Below are 17,907 nucleotides of genomic sequence, written 5' to 3'. Positions count from 1 at the left end.
TCAAGCTGTGTGTTGATCGTAATTCGCACATCAGACATTCGTTTTCGCGCTACCGTTGACGTATGCAGATCGAGTTCGACAGCCCGGTCACCCGCTGGGAGAAGCGGGTGGAAGCCTGGTACTTTGCGACGCTCCCCGAAGAGCTCTCGCGGGAACTGCGCGAACTGCCCGCCCCTCCGCGCGGGTTCGGATCACTCCGGGTGCAGGCGCGGATCGGCACCTCGACCTGGCGCACCTCGATCTTTTTCTCCGAAGGTGCATTCGTGCTGCCGCTGAAGAAGGCGATCCGCGATGCACAGCAGATTGAAGAGGGCGACACTCTCATGGTCCACCTCGACATCATCGATCTCTGAGTTATCCACAGGGGGCTCATGTGGCATCCGATGATCTCGTAACCTTCCGCTATGCCCTCTGCGACGTTGCTCCGCGAGATCATCGTGGTGCTCGCCCATCTCGCGCTCGCCGGAGTCGGAGTCTGGCTGATCGTGATCGATGCCAGAACGCACCGGCTCCCGAATCGCATCGTGCTGCCGACCCTGGCCGCACTGCTTGCCGTGGTCGGCATCGACGCACTGGCCACGCACAGCACCATCAGACTGACCAGCGGACTCATCGGGATGCTGATACTCGGCGGTTTCTATCTGGTGCTGCGTGCTGCAAGTCCAGGAGGGATCGGTGGTGGCGATGTGAAACTCGCAGCGGTCATCGGCCTGCTGCTGGGATGGCACGGGTGGCAGGCACTCGCGATTGGCGCAGCATCCGCATTCGTTCTGGGCGCTCTCTATGCGCTGGTGCTCATGATGCTGCGGCAGGCGAATCGTTCCACCAGAATCGCCTTCGGCCCGTGGATGATCATTGGCGCGGTGCTGGGTATCGCCGTGGCATAAGCGCGATCCCCAGGCACAGGACTATGGTGAGCACATGGCAATCGCACGACTTCACGGTGGCCCGCTCGACGGGCAGGTTCTTCCTCTCGACGACGCCGAGCAGGACAGTCTGATCGCGCCCTATGGTGCGACGCAGATCATCTATCGACGAAATGGCGATGCCATCAACACCGGTACGAGCGACGGGCCCACCGAGGTAGCTTTCTGGTTTGTCGAGTCCAGCGACGACATCACGCCCAGTGACGACTGAGCCATCGGCTGACGGCGCCTCCCGCAGTTTCGAGGTCGAGCGCAAGTACGACGTCGACACGTCGACCCCGTTGCCGGTCTGGGGAGCGATCCCCGGTGTGGATGCTGTCACTTCCGGTGAGCTGCGCGAGCTGGATGCCCGCTACTTCGATACCCACGATGCCGCACTGTCGCAGTCCGGTGTCGCGCTTCGGCGACGCACCGGCGGCCCTGATGAGGGCTGGCACATCAAGGGGCCGCGCGAGGGCGACGGTCGTCTGGAGCTGGGATGGTCGCTCGGTGACGATGAAACGATCCCGGATGCTGTCACAGCCGTGCTGGCGCGGTGGACGACCGCGCCACTCACTCCACTGGCACGCATCGTGAACAGGCGGACGGCCTACCTGTTCACCGGTCCGGCAGGTGTCGTTGCGGAGTTCGTGGACGATCAGGTGCGCGCCACGGATCTCCGGTCGGGAACCGCTCGCGTATGGCGGGAGTGGGAGATGGAACTCGGACCCGCAGCCCCTGCCGATGATGCGGGTCGCGATGAGTTCTTCGCCGCCGTCGAGGTGGCGATATTCGCTGCCGGCGGACGGCACGCGGCATCCGGATCTAAGCTCGCTCGCGCCCTCGGCGTCTGAACCGCACCCGCACAGCCGCCAGTGCTGCGCAACCCCCTTTTCTCAGGTCTTCTATCGTGCTTGAGTGACGATATGACCCGACCGGCCGTGCTCCGATCGTTGCAGACGATCGTTCCCGATACACCGCTCGTGCAGGACGAGGTTCGCGATGTCTTCGCCGCACAGCCCGATATCGGGCGGCTGGCGAAGCGGATCGTGTCTGCGTCGTTCAACGGTTCTGGTATCGACACCCGGTACACGGTGCTCGAAGAGCTATCGTTCACTGCCGAGGTCGAATCGCCGCAGTTCTTCGATCGAACCACCGGTCTTCTCCTCGAACCGGGAACGAAAGCGCGCAACGAGGTGTACATCCGTGAAGCGGGCAGGCTCTACGTAGAAGCGGCGCGGCGTGCTCTGGATGGCGCCGCCGACATCACCGCCGCCGATATCACCCACGTCATCACCGTCTCCTGCACCGGCTTCTACGCGCCGGGCCCCGACTATGAGATCGTCCGTGCCCTGGGGTTGAGCGGGAGCACGCGGCGATATCACCTGGGATTCATGGGCTGCTACGCCTCGATGCCCGCGCTTCGAGCGGCCAGCGAGATCTGCGCCGGCAGTCCGGATGCTGTGGTGCTGGTAGTCAGCGTCGAACTGTGCACGCTGCATCTGCGCTCCTCGGATGACCCGGACATGATCGTCGCCACCTCGCTGTTCGCCGATGGTGCTGCTGCGGGGATCGTCACCGCGCGCAGATTCGATTCCGATGCGCCCGGCCTTGCGCTCGATCGGTTTCACACCGGCATCATCCCCGAGGGGGAGAAAGACATGGCGTGGACGATCGGGGATCACGGCTTCGAGATGGTCTTGTCGACGGCGGTCCCGCAGCTCATCGGCGAGCACATTCACGACGCTCTTCGGCCGCTGTACCGCGAAGAAGCTCCCCTCGCTCAGGCATTCGAGGACGGCACGATCGGCGAGCAGATCTCGCATTGGGCGATTCACCCCGGCGGGCGCAGCATCCTGGACCGCGTCGAAGAACGGCTGAGTCTCTCGGAGCAGCAACTTCACCCCGCTCGCGAGGTTCTCAGACAGTACGGCAATATGTCCAGTGCGACGGTCCTGTTCGTGCTGCGGAGGATTTTGGAGGATGCCGGCACGCGGGATGGGGAGCGCGTCGCCGCGATGGCGTTCGGCCCCGGCCTCACCGCCGAGACAGCGCTCATGACCGTCGTCGCTCCCGGGCGCAGTGCGGGGTGATCTCGCGGTTCGCGAGGTGGATGCACGCGAACTGATGGATGATCCGCATGCGGATCCGCAGATGCTGGAGCGCACCTACGACCGCTTCGCGCTGGTCAACACCGTGGTGTCGCGCTGGCGCACGGTGTACCGACGGGACGTCCGCCCGCGCGCGCGGAAGGGGCCGGTCAGAATTCTCGATGTCGGTGCCGGTGGCGGGGACGTATCGCGGGCGATCGCCCGGTGGTCGCGGCGAGACGGGCTGACGGTGGATGTCGTGGCGCTGGATGCCGATGCCAGAGCCGTTCGCTGGGCGAAGAGTCGTGGCGGCGGTGTGGAGTATCGGTGTGCGCATACGACGGAGCTGGTCGGCGCCGGGGAGGTCTTCGACATCGTGATCTCCAATCACCTGCTTCATCATCTGAGCCAGCGGGAGCTGCAGGAGACGCTCGCTGATTCGACCCGCCTCGTGAGTGCTGAAGGCCTCGTGATCCATCGCGACATCGAACGCAGCAGGTTCGCCTACCGGGCCTTCGCTGCGGGAACCCTGCCGTTCGCGAAAAATCTGCTCGCAGGCTCGTTCATTCGGGCTGATGGGCTCACCAGCATCCGGCGGGCATTTACCGCAGACGAACTTGCGTCGGTTGTGCCATCGCCGTGGCAGGTGGGACGGGCTTTTCCTGCACGGCTGGAATTGCGATGGGCGGCTGCGCATGCCTGATCACGACGTCGCGATCATCGGGGCGGGGCCGGTCGGTCTGCTGCTGGCGTGCTTACTCGCTCAAGCAGGGATCGATGTGGGCGTGTACGAACGCCGTAGGGGAACTGATGATCGTTCGCGCGCGATCGGTATCCACCCGCCTGGCCGCGCGGTGCTGGATTCCGCGGGTCTGGGAGTACAGGCGCGTCGTGAAGCACTCGAACTGGATGGGGGAGAGGTGATCTGTGACGGCCGCATCCTCGCGTCGCTCTCCTTCAACGCGCAGCAACGAGTGCTGATTCTGCCGCAGCATCGCACGCACGCGTTGCTGGTAGAGCGGTTGGAGCAGCTACATAGCGGTGCTTTGCATCGTGGCCACGACGTTGTCGGCATCCTCGATGATGCGGGTGTCGTCCGGCTATCGATGGATGTGGACGCGGAGCGGCGCGAGGCCTCGGCATCATTCGTGGTCGCTGCAGACGGAGCGCGCAGCGGCATTCGCCAGCAGCTGGGTATCGGCTGGCGTGCGCGGCCGGGGCGCGGTTCGTACGCAATGGTGGACATCCCGGACACGCTGACTGGATCGCGCGTCCAGCTGTACTGTGAGCCCGCTGGGCTGGTCGAATCGTTTCCACTTCCGGGGGATCGAAGGCGCTGGGTCGCCGCAGATCCACGTCGTGCCCTCGGCGATGCGGCGTCGTTCGTAGAAGCGATCCGGGAGCGCACCGGCATCCTGCTGCGGTTTCCCGCCCGCCTGCAGCCCACAGCGTTTCAAGCGAGACAGCATCGAGCGGAGCGAGTTGCCGCGGGGAGAGTAGTGCTGGTGGGTGACGCCGCACATGAGACCAGTCCGATCGGCGGACAGGGAATGAGTCTCGGGTGGGTTGCGGCGCACCACCTCGCGGCGGCAATCGAGCGATCATTGCGCACGGGCCAACCAGATTTTCGGGAGTACGAGCACAGCGCTCAGCGTGCTGCCGTACGCGCGCAGCGGAGGTCCGCCTTTTATATGGTGATGGGACGTCCCTCGCCGCGCATGGGCGTGGGCATCCGCAACACCGTGATCAGGGCGCTCGGTACGCCGCTGTTGCGAAGTCGGGCAGCCGGAATGATCACGATGCGCGGACTGTAGGGCGGCTCGGGCCCCGCACACTTGCAGGGCGATCGTACGGATGCAGGGCGACACGCCGTGGGATGCTCGTACATCCGTGCATTCGCCCTGCAGGTGGACGCAAAGGAGCCCGGCAGAATCTGCCGGGCTCCTTTGTGGAAGATCAGAAGTTGATCATGTGGCCGGCGAGGCCGTGGAAGCCCTCCTGCAGCGCCTCCGACAGTGTCGGGTGCGTGTGCACGTTACGCGCCAGCTCCAGAGCGGTGAGGTCCCACTTCTGCGCGAGCGTGAGCTCGGGGAGAAGCTCGGAGACGTCCGGGCCGATCATGTGCGCACCGATGAGCTCGAGGTTCTCGGCGTCCGCGATCATCTTGACGAAGCCGACAGGCTCGCCGAGCCCGTGGGCCTTGCCGTTGGCCATGAACGGGAACGACACGACCTTGATCTCGCGTCCCTCGTCCTTTGCCTGCTGCTCGGTGAGACCGAAGGAAGCGACCTGCGGCGAGCAGAACGTTGCACGCGGCATCATCCGGTAATCGCCCAGCGTCTGCGTCTCAGCTCCTCCGATGGTCTCGGCTGCGACGACGGCCTGTGCCTCGGCGACGTGCGCGAGCTGAAGCTTGGCGGTGACGTCGCCGATGGCATAGATGCCATCAACGTTCGTCTTCATGTAGTCATCGATGTCGATCGCGCCGCGCTCGGTGAGCTTCACGCCGGTCTTGTCGAGGCCGAAGCCCTCGATGTTCGGGGCGAAGCCGACCGACATGAGCACCTTGCCGGCGTCGATGGAAGCCTGGTTGCCGTCCTTGCCGGTGTAGGTGACGGTAACGGAGGAGCCGTTGTCGACGATCGTCTCGACCTTGGTGGAGGTGAGGATGTCGACACCGTAGTTCTTGTACTGCTTGGTGATCTCCTTCGACACATCGGCATCCTCATTGGGAAGCGCACGGTCGAGGAACTCGATGATCGTGACCTTCACGCCGTAGTTCGTCAGAACGTAGGCGAACTCCATGCCGATGGCGCCGGCGCCGACGATGACGATCGACTCCGGCAGTTCGCGGGAGAGGATCTGCTCCTCATACGTGACGACGTTCTCGCTGAGTTCGACGCCAGGAAGCAGGCGAACCTTCGAGCCCGTGGCGATGATCGCGTTGTCGAACGTGACCTCTTCGGTGGTGCCGTCGGCCTTCGCGACCGAGATCGCCTTCGGGCCGGTGAAGGTGCCGCGACCGTCGTACTCGGTCACCTTGTTCTTCTTCATCAGGAAGTGGATGCCCTTGACCCGGCCATTGGCAACCTCGCGTGAGCGGTCGAATGCCTTGCCGAAGTCGATGGTGAATTCACCGGAGATGCCGAAGAAGTCGGCCTTGTGCTTGAGGGTGTGAGCAAGCTCCGCGTTCTTCAGAAGAGCCTTGGAAGGGATGCAGCCCACGTTCAGGCAGACACCGCCCCAGTACTTCTCTTCGATGATCGCGGTCTTCAGACCGAGCTGAGCGCTACGGACCGCCGCGACGTAACCGCCGGGGCCCGCGCCAAGGATGACGACGTCGTAATGAGGCATGTCTAAAGCTTATCGCTCTGTGGGGGCGTCTGAACCGGTTGGAGAAGCGTTCTTCCTGCTGCGAACGATCAGCCAGGCAACGACGCCTGCGGCGATCAGAACGCCGACGATGGAGATCGTCCAGATCCATCCCGTCGCGGGGGACGCATCCTGCGCGTCCGGCGCCGGGGCGGCGGTTTGCGTGGGTTCTGCACTTTCTTCTGCGCTCGGCGCAGAAGAGGGCTCGCTTGACGGCTCGGCTGATGGCTCTGCGGACGGAGTGGCGGAAGGCTCGATCGGATCGGGCACCGTGCTGGTTGTCGTCGTGAAGCCAAACGCGCCGTCGGTGGGATGCCCATCACTGGAGAGGACACGCCATTCCACGTGATACTCGCCAGCTGCCGCCTCCGACAGGAGGGGCTGAGTCACCACTGCGCCGTCGACGGTCGGCTCGCCATCGATGACCGAGTTGCCGTCGGCATCCACTACCTCAATTGCCGTCGTTCCCTCACCGCTGATCAGCGCAGCGCTGAACGTGAGGGTGAGCTCTTCCGGCATCGTCTCGATAGTCGAGTCTGCGGCCGGGTCAGAGGCGATCAGGGCATCATGAGCGGCCGCGGACTGCGGCCACGCGAAGAGGAAAACGAACGCTGCCAGCAGAGTTGCCGCAAGCGCTGTCGGAACCAGAGGGCGTCGAAGAGTGAGTGTGCGCACACCTTCACCATAGGAAATGCCTCTATGCGAGCGCTGATACAGATTGACCCTCCCGAGGGCGGTCGCAGATCAGTTAGTCTGGACACGAGGAGGGCCACCGTGACAGATTACGAAAGCCGATCGGCACAGAACGCGGCGATTCACCGCGACGGCGAACAGAAGCACGACGCCACACAGACGTTCGGGCACGACTCCGATCTGTCTTTCGTGCCTTTCGGGGCAGATCTGACCGAGGTAGAGCAGACGGCGATCGCCGCACTCCCCGCTGGAGCCGCGCTGCTGCTCGTTCGCTCGGGGGCACTTGCTGGCGCCCGCTACCTGCTGGACACCGACGTCACCACGATCGGTCGCCACCCCGAGGCAGACATCTTCTTCGATGACGTGACGGTGTCTCGTCGGCATGCCGAGATCACGCGATCCGGTGGCGCCTTTGAGATCATCGACCAGCGTTCCCTCAACGGCACCTACGCCAACGGTGAGCGCGTCGACCGCAGCATCCTGTCGAACGGATACGAATTGCGTGTCGGCAAGTTCCGACTGAACTTCTTTGCGTCGCCCGCAGATCTCGCAGCGGCACAGAACTGATGGCGGCACTTCATCCCCGCGACCGCTCTGCGTCCGCGGGGCTTCTCAGTATCGGTCAGGTGCTTGCACGACTCACGCCCGAGTTTCCCGATCTGACGTCGAGCAAGTTGCGCTTCCTCGAGGTCCAGGGAATCGTCAGCCCGTCTCGTACGGATTCCGGCTATCGCAAGTTCTCGCAGGGGGATATTGACCGCCTGCGGCTGGGACTGACTCTGCAGCGCGACCATTATCTTCCGCTCAGCGTCATCCGTGATCAGCTCGACGAGGCAGCGGCCAACGGTGAGGCAGCAGCAACCCTCGCTCCGCCGCCATCGATCGTTCCCGCCCCCCGTCGCTATCGCCGGGACGAGCTGCTGTCCGCAGCGGGCGCAGGTCCGCAGATCTTGAACGATGCCATCAGCACCGGGATCATCACCGCCGCTGAAGCCTACCCAGAGTCCACGGTCACGCTGCTGCGCGGCCTGGTGGCTCTTGACCGTCACGGAATCGAACCTCGCCACCTGCGCACGCTCCGTCAGAGCGCCGAGCGGGAGGTGGCGCTGATCGAGTCGTCGCTGTCGTCATTGCTTCGGCGAACCGATGCCACGTCGCGTGGAAAAGCCCGCGAGATGGCCCCAGAGCTTGCCACCAAGATCGACGAAGTGCGGGCGATCTTCGTGCGCGAAGCACTCGCTCGAGTGCTTTCGTAACGAACTGATTGCGACACACCTTCGCCCCGGCACGGATGTCATTGCCGGTACCGGGGCACTGCTCTAGCGTGGAGGTAAGCACTCCAGAGAGGAATTCAAATGAAAGCGGATGGGCTTACAGGCGACCCGCAGTTCGTGACCGAACTCCTCTTCACCGACGGGCTGCCAGCCATGGACGACGAGGTTGGTTACCGCGGTGCGGTCGCTGCCCGCGCGGCCGGCATCACCTACCGCCAGCTGGACTATTGGGCTCGCACTGAACTGGTCATCCCGACCGTTCGTGGTGCCAGTGGCTCCGGTTCGCAGCGCATGTACGGCTTCCGCGACATCCTCGTGCTCAAGCTTGTCAAGCGACTCCTGGACACCGGCATCTCGCTGCAGCAGATCCGCATCGCCGTCGATCAGCTTCGTGCAGCCGGCATCCGTGACCTGGCCGGCACCACGCTCATGAGCGACGGTGCATCCGTTTACCTGTGCACGTCGAACGATGAGGTCATCGACCTTGTCAGCCGTGGCCAGGGCGTCTTCGGCATCGCCGTCGGCAAGGTACTCCGCGAGGTCGAGTCAACGCTTGTCGAGTTCGAGCCCACGGCTCCTGAGCCCATCGACGACCTCTCGGCGCGCCGCGCGAAGCGCACCGCCTGATCCCCACGCCCACTCCAGACACCGCTTCGCGCTGCCTGGAGCCTCGGGGCGCGAGGCCCCTGTCGTACCGGAGCCGTACTCGATAGCGGGCTCGATAACCGGCGCAAATAAAAAACGCGCTCAGCGATGCTGGGCGCGTTTTTCATATCGCTGAATCAGGCCTGGGCGCCGTTCTCCGGCACCGGAACCCGGCCCGTGCGCACAATGCGGTCCAGCAGCAGGTCGAAGTCAGCAGCGAGCTCCTGTGCGGAGTCTCCGGGCCAGATGTGCAGCGGCTTCGCGGCGCCCTGCGCCTGCTGAAGCGACGTACGCTCCGGCAGTTGCGGTGACAGCACCAGCGGGCCGAACATGTCGCGCAGTTCCTTGATGCGGAACTGGTGCTCGATCGACTGCGGGCGTACGCGGTTCACGACGATTCCCAGCGGCTGAAGACGGGGGGAGAGGCCGCGCCGGATCTCTTCGATCGCACGCAGCGCACGATCGGCGGCCGCGACGGAGAAAAGTCCGGGCTCGGTGACGACCATCACTCGGTCACTGGCTGCCCACGCGGTACGGGTCAGAGCATTCAGCGACGGGGCGCAGTCGACCAGCACCAGGTCGTAGTCACTCTCGACCGAAGCCAGAGCTTCCTCGAGCTTCCACACGTCGCGAACACTCGGGTGCGGGCCATCGAAGTTGATGGCAGAAGGACTGCCGATGAGTACATCGATCGTTCCAGGGTGAACCTTCGCCCAGCCGCTGGAGGTGATCGCCTGCCGGACAGTCTTCTCCTTCGGATTCGCCAGAACGTCGGCGATGTTGAGCCGGCCGGCGATCTGAATGTCCATCCCTGTGGACACATCGGACTGTGGATCGAGGTCAACGACGAGCGTCCGGACTCCTCGGGCGAAGGCCGCTGAGGCCAATCCGAGAGTCACGGTCGTTTTGCCGACGCCTCCCTTGAGAGAGCTGACGCTAAGTACGTGCACGTAGACCACGTTACCGTCCCCTAGGCTTGGAAAACACTCAGCCCCGCCCCATGTGCGTCGAAAATGCCGCACATCGAGCCCTCAGAGGTGCGCATGTTCCAGAAGATTCTTGTGGCCAACCGTGGTGAGATCGCCATTCGCGCGTTCCGCGCTGCTGTCGAGGTGGGAGCGCGCACTGTTGCTGTTTTCCCATACGAAGACCGCGGTTCCCAGCACCGGTTGAAGGCTGATGAGGCCTACCAGATCGGAGAACGCGGACACCCTGTTCGCGCGTATCTCGACGTTGACGAGATCATTCGAGTTGCTCAAGAATCCGGCGCCGACGCGATCTACCCCGGATACGGGTTTCTCTCCGAGAATCCTGATCTCGCAGAGAAAGCGGCAGCCAACGGCATCGTCTTCATCGGGCCGCCTGCGTCAGTTCTGGAAATGGCGGGCAACAAGGTCGAAGCCAAACGGCATGCGGTAGAGGCCGGTGTGCCAGTGCTGCGCTCCACCGAAGCATCCGCCGATGTCGACGAGTTGGTCGCTCAAGCCGATGACATCGGATTCCCGCTGTTCGCCAAGGCTGTCGCCGGCGGCGGTGGTCGCGGAATGCGTCGGGTAGAAAGCCGAGGTGAGCTCGCACCCGCTCTGGCAGAGGCGATGCGCGAAGCGGAAAGCGCCTTCGGTGACGCGCGCATGTTCCTGGAGCAGGCCGTTGTGCGCCCCCGTCACATCGAGGTGCAGATCGTCGCCGATAAGACCGGTGAGACTGTGCACATGTTCGAGCGTGACTGCTCGGTGCAGCGGCGCCACCAAAAGGTGGTGGAGATCGCTCCTGCCCCGAACCTCGACGAAACGATCCGTCAGGATATGCACCGGTACGCCGTCGCCTTTGCCCGATCGATCGGATATGAGAACGCTGGCACAGTGGAGTTCCTGCTCGAGACAGCAGGGGAGCGCACCGGTGAAGTCGTCTTCATCGAGATGAACCCCCGCATCCAGGTCGAGCACACGGTCACCGAAGAGGTCACCGATGTCGACCTCGTGCAGACCCAGATGCGAATTGCCGCGGGTGCCACGCTGGCCGAACTCGGACTCCAGCAAGGCGACATCCACCTGCGCGGCGCGGCGTTGCAGTGCCGCATCACCACAGAAGATCCAACGCAGGGATTCCGCCCGGACACCGGCAAGATCACCACCTACCGTTCGCCCGGTGGCGCCGGCATCCGCCTGGATGGTGGCACGGTGCACCAGGGCGCCCAGATCAGCCCGCACTTCGACTCCATGCTGTCCAAACTCACCTGCCGAGGCCGTGATTTTGAGACCGCGGTGGGACGCGCACGCCGGGCCCTCGCAGAATTCCGCATCCGCGGCGTCTCGACGAACATCCCGTTCCTGCAGGCGCTGCTCGCCGATGACGCGTTCGTCGCCGGCGATGTCAGCACGTCGTTCATCGACGAGCGCCCTGACCTGCTGCAGGGGCGGGTGTCGAAGGACCGCGGTACCAAGCTGCTGAACTGGCTCGTCGACGTCACCGTCAACAAGCCCAACGGAGCGCACCCGGGAGCAGCCGACCCGGCGACGAAGCTGCCTGTTCTCGACCTGAGCACGCAGCCCGCCCCGGGATCACGCCAGCGTCTGTTGGAACTGGGACCGGAGGGCTTCGCTCGGAGTCTGCGCGAGCAGAGCGCTCTGGCGATCACCGACACCACCTTCCGGGACGCGCACCAGTCGCTGCTCGCGACGCGAGTGCGCACACGTGACCTCGTCGCTGCGGCCCCGTACCTGGCACGTCTCACACCCGAGCTGCTGTCGGTGGAGGCCTGGGGTGGTGCCACATACGACGTCGCCCTGCGCTTCCTCGGGGAAGACCCCTGGGAGCGGCTGGACAAACTGCGTGCGGCGCTGCCGAACATCAACATCCAAATGCTCCTGCGCGGACGCAACACCGTCGGGTACACCCCGTACCCCGCGGCGGTCACCGAGTCGTTCGTCAGCGAAGCGGCGGCGAGCGGCGTCGACATCTTCCGCATCTTCGATGCGCTCAACGACGTCGAGCAGATGCGCCCGGCGATCGACGCAGTCCGGGCGACAGGAACAACCGTCGCCGAGGTCGCGCTGTGCTACACCGGGGACCTGCTGAATCCCGCCGAAGACCTGTACACGCTCGACTACTACCTCGGCCTCGCCGAGCAGATCGTCGATGCCGGCGCGCATATCCTGGCGATCAAAGACATGGCGGGCCTGCTGCGTCCAGCCGCAGCTGCCAAGCTCGTCACGGCGCTGCGTGAGCGCTTCGACCTTCCCGTGCACCTGCACACCCACGACACCCCTGGCGGCCAGCTGGCGACTCTGCTGGCGGCAAGTGGTGCCGGCGTCGACGCGGTCGATGCGGCATCCGCGCCGCTGTCGGGCACGACCAGTCAGCCCTCGCTCTCGTCACTGGTGGCGGCGCTGGAACACACCGATCGCGATAGCGGTCTGGATCTGGCCGGCGTGTCGGACCTCGAGCCCTATTGGGAAGCCGTGCGCAACCAGTACGCGCCGTTCGAGTCGGGCCTTCCGGGCCCCACCGGGCGCGTTTACCACCACGAGATCCCGGGCGGACAGCTGTCGAACCTGCGTCAGCAGGCCAAGGCGCTGGGCCTGGCAGACGACTTCGAGCTCATCGAGGACATGTACGCCGCTGCGGACCGCATTCTCGGCCGCGTGCCGAAGGTCACTCCGTCGTCGAAAGTCGTCGGCGACCTCGCGCTGCACCTCGCAGCGGTGCGAGCCGATCCAGCGGACTTCGAGGCGAACCCCGAAAAGTACGACGTGCCGGATTCGGTCGTCAGTTTCATGGCCGGCGAACTCGGTGATCTGCCTGGCGGGTGGCCGGAGCCATTCCGCACGAAGGTGCTCGCAGGCCGTGAGGTGCGCAGTGCATTCACGGAGATCTCAGCGGATGATGAGAAGGCGTTGGCCGGCAGCAGCCAGGAACGGCGTGAGCGGTTGAACACTCTGTTGTTCCCGGGCCCGACGAGTGAGTTCACGCAGCTGCGTGAGATCTTCGGCGATGTCTCCGTCCTCGACACCAGTGACTACCTGTACGGGCTCGTGCAGGGCCAGGAGCACCTGGTGGAGATCGATCGCGGCGTGCAGCTCTACGTCGGTCTCGAGGCGATCGGCGAAGCAGACGACCGCGGTATGCGCACGGTCATGACCACATTGAACGGACAGCTGCGGCCGGTGTTCATCCGGGACCGTTCAGTGGCTGTCGATGCGCACCAGGTCGAGAAGGCAGACACGTCCAAGCCGGGGCAGGTGGCTGCTCCGTTCTCGGGTGTCGTCTCGCTGAAGGTCGAGGTGGGGGCGGTCGTTCGTGCGGGTGAACCGGTGGCATCCATCGAGGCGATGAAGATGGAAGCGGCTATCACCGCACCCGTTGACGGCGTCATCGATAGGCTCGCAATCGGTGCCACTCAGCAGGTTGACGCGGGTGACCTTTTGGTTGTAATCAGTCCAGCCAAGTAATCTTGTGCGGGCGACATGCTCGCACAAGCTTGGAGTGACACAGTGACACCGAAGAACACACCCGATTCTCCGGAGGACGATTCCCTCGGCGTTCTCGACGAGGCCGCCTCGTTGGATACGACCGCCTTGGGCATCCTCGGGCAGACCGCGCAGGTGAATGTCGCGCTTCCGCGTGACGAAGACGACGACCTCGTCGACGACTCCGTTGTGGACGGTGAGATCTACTCGGAGCTCGTCATCGACGGCGAGACCGAACCCCCGGCACCGTCGGCAGAGACCGGACGTATTCTGCTGGACGGTTCCGGAATCATCATCGAGCTCCCCGCCACGGAGCCTTCCTCGGAACCCGTTGCGGATGCCGTCGACGAGATCGTCGATCCCGTGGTCGAGCCCGACACCGGTGACCGGACGGATGCTGCCGCCCCAGTTTCTGCGGATGAAACAGTGATCGCCGAGGTCGTCGCAGAGCCCGAAATGCCGGCGCCGGCTGCCGCTGCTTCGGCTGCGGCCGCGGTGGACGCGGCAGCAGGGAGCTCCCGGCCCACGCCTGCGGCTAAGAGCACGCCCAAGGCCAAAGCCAAGGTCAAGACAAAGGCCAAGAAATCGACGCCCACCCCGGCCGAGACGACAGCGCCTGCGACTCCGAAACCCGCCGAACCCCGGCCCGCAGCATCCGCCGCACAGAAGCCGGCCGCATCCGCTGCGCCGGCCGCGCCGGCCGCGCCGGTCGCGCCGGTCGCACAACCGGTGACCCCGGTCGAAAAGCCGGTGGAGCCGAAGGCGGAAAGCGCGACATCCGCGTGGATCGCGGCGGCTATGAAGCAGGATGTCACCGCAACCACGTCCACAGAGTCAGTGGCTACAGCATCCGAGTCGACCCAGACCGGGTCGCCCCTGACAACGTCGGCGCAGACCGCGCCCAAGCAGTCAGAGAACGCACCGGCAGAGACCCTGCCCGCCGAAACGAAGAGCGAGACCGTGACCACTTCCCAGGAAGACCCGAAGCCGACTGAGACGGCGCTCGCGCAGCGCCCCGTGGCGGCCCGTCCAGAGGTCGCGCTGACCTCCAAGCGTCTGGGTGACCAGATCGGCCAGTCCAACCGCGAGTCAGCCGATCTGCTCACCGCCGACCGGTTGCTCGACCCGCAGCGGCTCACCAAGCCCGAGCCCGAGGGTGGCTGGAGCCGTTTCCTGTACACGATCTCCGGTCGCAAGCTCAACATCGGTGATGGCAAGAAGGTGCGCGCACGCAAGGCGTTGAGCGCTCGGATTGCAGCACCGCTGGCCGGTGGGGCCCGGTTCGTGCCGGTGCTGTCGCGCAAGGGCGGCGTGGGTAAGACCACGATCACGGCTCTGCTGGGAATGGCTCTGGCGGATGCCCGTGACGACCGGGTCATCGCTGTCGACGCGAACCCGGACCGGGGAACGTTGGCCGACCGAGTCGTGCGCACCAACGGCCGTTCTGTACGCGACCTCGTTCGTATCCACGACGAGGTCAAGGGATATCACGACATCTCCGCGATCGTCGCGCGAGACACCACTCGACTCGACGTGCTCGCCTCGGATTCCGACCCGCGTGTTGCCGAAGCCTTCAGTGACGACGACTATCGTGACGTCGCTGATGTTGCAGCGCACTACTACTCGCTCGTGCTCACCGACACCGGTACCGGCATCGTGCACTCGGTCATGGGCGCGACGCTTGATCTGTCGGATCAGCTCATCATCGTGTCTGGGCTGAGCGTCGATGAGGCACGTCTCGCATCGGAGACGCTGACCTGGCTCGAGACCAACGGCTACGAGGATCAGGCGCGCGGCGCAATCATCGTGCTCAACCAGTCAACTCCCGGCAGCCCCCTGGTGCGGCTGAACGAGCTCGAAGCCCACTTCGGTACGCGCGCGCGCAACGTCGTGCGGATGCCGTACGACACGCAGATCGCCGGCGGCGGAACCATCGTGTTCTCCAACCTCCAGCCTGAGACCCGCAAGGCCGCTCGGGAACTCGCAGCATCCCTCATTGAGGCCCTGCGTACGAGCGCAGCCTGATGACCGTTCGGGAGATTCGCGTCTTCGGCGACCCGGTGCTGCGAACCGTCTGCGCACCGATCGAGGAGATCGATGACGGGATCCGGTCATTGGTCGCTGACCTCGTGGACAGCGTCGAGCTGCCCGGACGTGCCGGCGTCGCAGCCCCCCAGATCGGATTCGCTGTTCGTGCATTCAGCTACAACATCGACGGCGACATCGGGTACGTGCTCAACCCGGTACTGACCGAGGTGCGTGGAGACCCGGTGCCGACCGGGGAGGGCTGCCTGTCTGTGCCCGGGCTCTGGCATGACGCGCTGCGGCATCCCTGGGCACGTGTCGAAGGCATCGACCTCGATGGCAACCCGGTGATCCTCGAGGGCGAAGGGCTGCTCGCGCAGGCGCTGCAGCACGAGACCGATCACCTCGACGGCAACCTCTACCTCACCCGTCTCACACCCGAGGATCGCAAGATTGCGATGCGCCAGGTTCGCGAGAGCGACTGGTTCTGATGCGAACTCCGTAGCCTGATCAACGAGAAATGCCCCTGCTCGCGCAGGGGCATTTCTCGTTAGGGAGCTTGTGTGCTCAGCCGATGGCGACGTTCGTGGTGTGCACCGGCTCGTCGTAGATTGCCGAGATCTCATCGGCGAAGTCCGACACGATCACGTTGCGCTTGATCGAGAGCTTCGGCGTGAGGTGGCCGCTCGCCTCGGTCCACTCCGATTCGAGGATCGTGAACTTGCGGATCGATTCTGCGCGGGAAACCTTACCGTTCGCGGCGTCGATGGCGCGCTGCACCTCGGCACGGACTGCCTCGTTCTTCGAGGCATCCGCAAGCGGCATGCTCTCGTCGAGTCCGTTGTTCTTCAGCCAGGTGGGCAGCATCTCGGAGTCAAGCGTGACCAGTGCCGCGATGAACGGCTTCTGATCGCCGACGACGACAACCTGACCAATGATCGGGTTTGACCGGATGGGGTCCTCCAGGGCGGCCGGTGCGACGTTTTTGCCGCCGGCGGTAACCAGGATCTCCTTCTTACGACCCGTGATCGTGAGGAAGCCTTCCGAGTCGAAACTGCCGATGTCTCCGGTGCGGAACCAGCCGTCGTGGAACGACTCGGCGGTCGCCTCGGGGTTGTTCCAGTACTCCTTGAAGACGTTGATGCCCTTGACTTCGATCTCTCCGTCTTCGCCCAGACGAACTCCGACACCGGGAAGTGCGGGACCGACCGTACCGATCTTGGACTTGTCAGCGAGGTTCACCGTCGCCGGTGCCGTGGTCTCGGTGAGGCCGTAGCCTTCGAGGATCACAACGCCGAGGCTGTGGAAGAAGTGTCCGAGGCGTGCGCCCAGGGGAGCGGAACCGGAGACCGCGTAGGCGATGTTGCCGCCCATCGCGGCGCGGAGCTTGCTGTAGACGAGCTTGTCGAACAGTGCGAACTTGATCTTCAGCCCCAGCGGGATCTTCTTGCCCGCTTCGAGGAGTTTGGAGTGTTCGATCGCAGCATCCGCCGCGGCGCGGAAGATCTTGCCCTTGCCGCCCGCTTCGGCCTTCTGCTCGGCGGAGTTGTACACCTTCTCGAAAACACGGGGAACAGCGAGCAGGAAGGTGGGCTTGAAGGATCCGAGCGCCTCGAGCAGCTGCTTCGTATCGGGCTGGTGCGCGGTACGGACACCAGCATGGATGTTCAGGATCGAGATGAACCGGGCGAACACGTGCGCAGTCGTGATGAACAGCACCGTCGATGCGTTCGGCATTCCCACAACCTTGTCGAGCGCCTTGGCCGAGTTGCGGGTCAGCTCGACGAAGTTGCTGTGTGTGAGAACGCAGCCCTTGGGGCGACCCATCGAGCCGGAGGTGTAGATCAGCGTCGCGATGTCAGAGCCCACGGCGATATTGCGGCGGCGTTCGATCTCAGCATCCTCAACGCCAGCGCCAGCCGCGGTGAGCGAGTCGATGGCTCCGAGATGCAGCTGCCAAACCTCACGAATGAGGGGGAGATCTCCGCGGACCTCGTCGAGCTTGGCGAAGTGGTCCGCGGATTCGACGATGAGCGCGCTGGCCCCGGAATCCTCCATGATCCACTGGATCTGCGCGGGGGAGCTGGTCTCATAGATCGGGACCATCACCGCACCGGCGTAGAACAGCGCGAAGTCGACCAGCGTCCATTCATACGTGGTGCGCGCGAGGAATCCGACCTTCTCGCCAGGCTGGATGCCAGCGGCCGCGAAACCCTTGGCAAGGGCGATCACTGCGGTCTGGAAGTCGGCGGCGCTGACATTGTGCCAACCGGCACCGCGAGGAAGAGAGAACAGTGCGAGATCGGGCGTTGCCTCGACGCGCTTCACCAGCAGATCGGTGATGTTCGCCTCTGGATCAGCGGGGACGATCGCAGGAACTTCAATTTGGACCACGGCAACTCCTTCGGTACCGGTAGGGCACGGGTTCCCAAGA

General features: G+C 64.5%; 17 protein-coding genes. 13 read left to right on the top strand and 4 right to left on the bottom strand.

Annotated features, from left to right (window positions below; translation table 11 throughout):
• Positions 1-62 precede the first annotated feature (62 nt).
• The 7 genes from ACW5CM_RS09245 to ACW5CM_RS09215 all read left to right on the top strand — a co-directional run bounded on the left by ACW5CM_RS09245 (position 63) and on the right by ACW5CM_RS09215 (position 4,809).
• Positions 63-353 (top strand): DUF1905 domain-containing protein, encoded by a 291-nt coding sequence (locus ACW5CM_RS09245; protein ID WP_438255306.1) that lies wholly within the window; start codon positions 63-65, stop codon positions 351-353.
• Between the two features lie 51 nt (positions 354-404).
• On the top strand, positions 405-887 hold the full coding sequence (locus ACW5CM_RS09240; RefSeq protein ID WP_457124821.1) for a prepilin peptidase: 483 nt from the start codon (positions 405-407) through the stop codon (positions 885-887).
• Between the two features lie 34 nt (positions 888-921).
• Positions 922-1,137, top strand: a complete 216-nt coding sequence (locus ACW5CM_RS09235; RefSeq protein WP_438255308.1) for a response regulator — start codon at positions 922-924, stop codon at positions 1,135-1,137.
• Positions 1,127-1,759, top strand: a complete 633-nt coding sequence (locus ACW5CM_RS09230) for a CYTH domain-containing protein (RefSeq protein WP_457124820.1) — start codon at positions 1,127-1,129, stop codon at positions 1,757-1,759. The genes ACW5CM_RS09235 and ACW5CM_RS09230 overlap by 11 nt, the downstream gene beginning before the upstream one ends.
• A gap of 72 nt (positions 1,760-1,831) precedes the next feature.
• Positions 1,832-2,998, top strand: coding sequence for a type III polyketide synthase (locus tag ACW5CM_RS09225; protein ID WP_438255310.1), 1,167 nt, complete (start codon positions 1,832-1,834; stop codon positions 2,996-2,998).
• A 16-nt stretch (positions 2,999-3,014) separates the two neighbouring features.
• Positions 3,015-3,698, top strand: coding sequence for a methyltransferase domain-containing protein (locus tag ACW5CM_RS09220; RefSeq protein WP_457124819.1), 684 nt, complete (start codon positions 3,015-3,017; stop codon positions 3,696-3,698).
• On the top strand, positions 3,691-4,809 hold the full coding sequence (locus ACW5CM_RS09215) for an FAD-dependent oxidoreductase (RefSeq protein ID WP_457124818.1): 1,119 nt from the start codon (positions 3,691-3,693) through the stop codon (positions 4,807-4,809). Before ACW5CM_RS09220 ends, ACW5CM_RS09215 begins: the two co-directional genes overlap by 8 nt.
• A gap of 142 nt (positions 4,810-4,951) precedes the next feature.
• Here the strand turns inward: ACW5CM_RS09215 and lpdA are convergent, their stop codons facing one another.
• Positions 4,952-6,349 (bottom strand): dihydrolipoyl dehydrogenase, encoded by a 1,398-nt coding sequence (gene lpdA / locus ACW5CM_RS09210; RefSeq protein ID WP_438255313.1) that lies wholly within the window; start codon positions 6,347-6,349, stop codon positions 4,952-4,954.
• A gap of 9 nt (positions 6,350-6,358) precedes the next feature.
• Positions 6,359-7,042, bottom strand: coding sequence for a copper resistance CopC family protein (locus ACW5CM_RS09205; protein WP_457124817.1), 684 nt, complete (start codon positions 7,040-7,042; stop codon positions 6,359-6,361).
• Positions 7,043-7,141: 99 nt separating this feature from the next.
• On the opposite strand from ACW5CM_RS09205, the gene ACW5CM_RS09200 reads away from it, so the two are divergent.
• The 3 genes from ACW5CM_RS09200 to ACW5CM_RS09190 all read left to right on the top strand — a co-directional run bounded on the left by ACW5CM_RS09200 (position 7,142) and on the right by ACW5CM_RS09190 (position 8,961).
• On the top strand, positions 7,142-7,627 hold the full coding sequence (locus tag ACW5CM_RS09200) for an FHA domain-containing protein (RefSeq protein ID WP_439254214.1): 486 nt from the start codon (positions 7,142-7,144) through the stop codon (positions 7,625-7,627).
• The gene (ftsR, locus tag ACW5CM_RS09195) at positions 7,627-8,316 is read left to right on the top strand and encodes a transcriptional regulator FtsR (RefSeq protein ID WP_439254215.1); all 690 of its coding nucleotides are present in this window, start codon (positions 7,627-7,629) and stop codon (positions 8,314-8,316) included. Before ACW5CM_RS09200 ends, ftsR begins: the two co-directional genes overlap by 1 nt.
• A 99-nt stretch (positions 8,317-8,415) precedes the next feature.
• On the top strand, positions 8,416-8,961 hold the full coding sequence (locus ACW5CM_RS09190) for a MerR family transcriptional regulator (RefSeq protein WP_438255317.1): 546 nt from the start codon (positions 8,416-8,418) through the stop codon (positions 8,959-8,961).
• Positions 8,962-9,116: 155 nt separating this feature from the next.
• Here ACW5CM_RS09190 and ACW5CM_RS09185 read toward each other — a convergent pair whose 3' ends face one another.
• On the bottom strand, positions 9,117-9,929 hold the full coding sequence (locus tag ACW5CM_RS09185) for a ParA family protein (RefSeq protein WP_439254216.1): 813 nt from the start codon (positions 9,927-9,929) through the stop codon (positions 9,117-9,119).
• Between the two features lie 93 nt (positions 9,930-10,022).
• On the opposite strand from ACW5CM_RS09185, the gene ACW5CM_RS09180 reads away from it, so the two are divergent.
• The 3 genes from ACW5CM_RS09180 to ACW5CM_RS09170 are packed head-to-tail and all read left to right on the top strand — an operon-like array spanning position 10,023 to position 15,964.
• On the top strand, positions 10,023-13,430 hold the full coding sequence (locus tag ACW5CM_RS09180; protein ID WP_438255319.1) for a pyruvate carboxylase: 3,408 nt from the start codon (positions 10,023-10,025) through the stop codon (positions 13,428-13,430).
• A gap of 42 nt (positions 13,431-13,472) precedes the next feature.
• Positions 13,473-15,473 (top strand): nucleotide-binding protein, encoded by a 2,001-nt coding sequence (locus ACW5CM_RS09175; protein ID WP_457124816.1) that lies wholly within the window; start codon positions 13,473-13,475, stop codon positions 15,471-15,473.
• Positions 15,473-15,964, top strand: coding sequence for a peptide deformylase (locus ACW5CM_RS09170; RefSeq protein ID WP_438255321.1), 492 nt, complete (start codon positions 15,473-15,475; stop codon positions 15,962-15,964). Before ACW5CM_RS09175 ends, ACW5CM_RS09170 begins: the two co-directional genes overlap by 1 nt.
• A gap of 76 nt (positions 15,965-16,040) precedes the next feature.
• Here the strand turns inward: ACW5CM_RS09170 and ACW5CM_RS09165 are convergent, their stop codons facing one another.
• On the bottom strand, positions 16,041-17,867 hold the full coding sequence (locus ACW5CM_RS09165) for an AMP-dependent synthetase/ligase (RefSeq protein WP_439254220.1): 1,827 nt from the start codon (positions 17,865-17,867) through the stop codon (positions 16,041-16,043).
• Positions 17,868-17,907 lie beyond the last annotated feature (40 nt).

The organism is Microbacterium wangyouchuni (genome assembly GCF_054072595.1).
Note: the sequence above shows the minus strand (reverse complement) of the source record. Positions and strands in the feature narration are given on the sequence as shown.

Excerpts from the sequence above, each read along its gene's own strand:
- ACW5CM_RS09245 (WP_438255306.1), top strand. The coding sequence starts at position 63 with ATGCAGATCGAGTTCGACAGCCCGGTCACCCGCTGGGAGAAGCGGGTG.
- ACW5CM_RS09240 (WP_457124821.1), top strand. The coding sequence starts at position 405 with ATGCCCTCTGCGACGTTGCTCCGCGAGATCATCGTGGTGCTCGCCCAT.
- ACW5CM_RS09235 (WP_438255308.1), top strand. The coding sequence starts at position 922 with ATGGCAATCGCACGACTTCACGGTGGCCCGCTCGACGGGCAGGTTCTT.
- ACW5CM_RS09225 (WP_438255310.1), top strand. The coding sequence starts at position 1,832 with ATGACCCGACCGGCCGTGCTCCGATCGTTGCAGACGATCGTTCCCGAT.
- ACW5CM_RS09215 (WP_457124818.1), top strand. The coding sequence starts at position 3,691 with ATGCCTGATCACGACGTCGCGATCATCGGGGCGGGGCCGGTCGGTCTG.
- lpdA (WP_438255313.1), bottom strand. The coding sequence starts at position 6,349 with ATGCCTCATTACGACGTCGTCATCCTTGGCGCGGGCCCCGGCGGTTAC.
- ftsR (WP_439254215.1), top strand. The coding sequence starts at position 7,627 with ATGGCGGCACTTCATCCCCGCGACCGCTCTGCGTCCGCGGGGCTTCTC.
- ACW5CM_RS09190 (WP_438255317.1), top strand. The coding sequence starts at position 8,416 with ATGAAAGCGGATGGGCTTACAGGCGACCCGCAGTTCGTGACCGAACTC.
- ACW5CM_RS09180 (WP_438255319.1), top strand. The coding sequence starts at position 10,023 with ATGTTCCAGAAGATTCTTGTGGCCAACCGTGGTGAGATCGCCATTCGC.
- ACW5CM_RS09170 (WP_438255321.1), top strand. The coding sequence starts at position 15,473 with ATGACCGTTCGGGAGATTCGCGTCTTCGGCGACCCGGTGCTGCGAACC.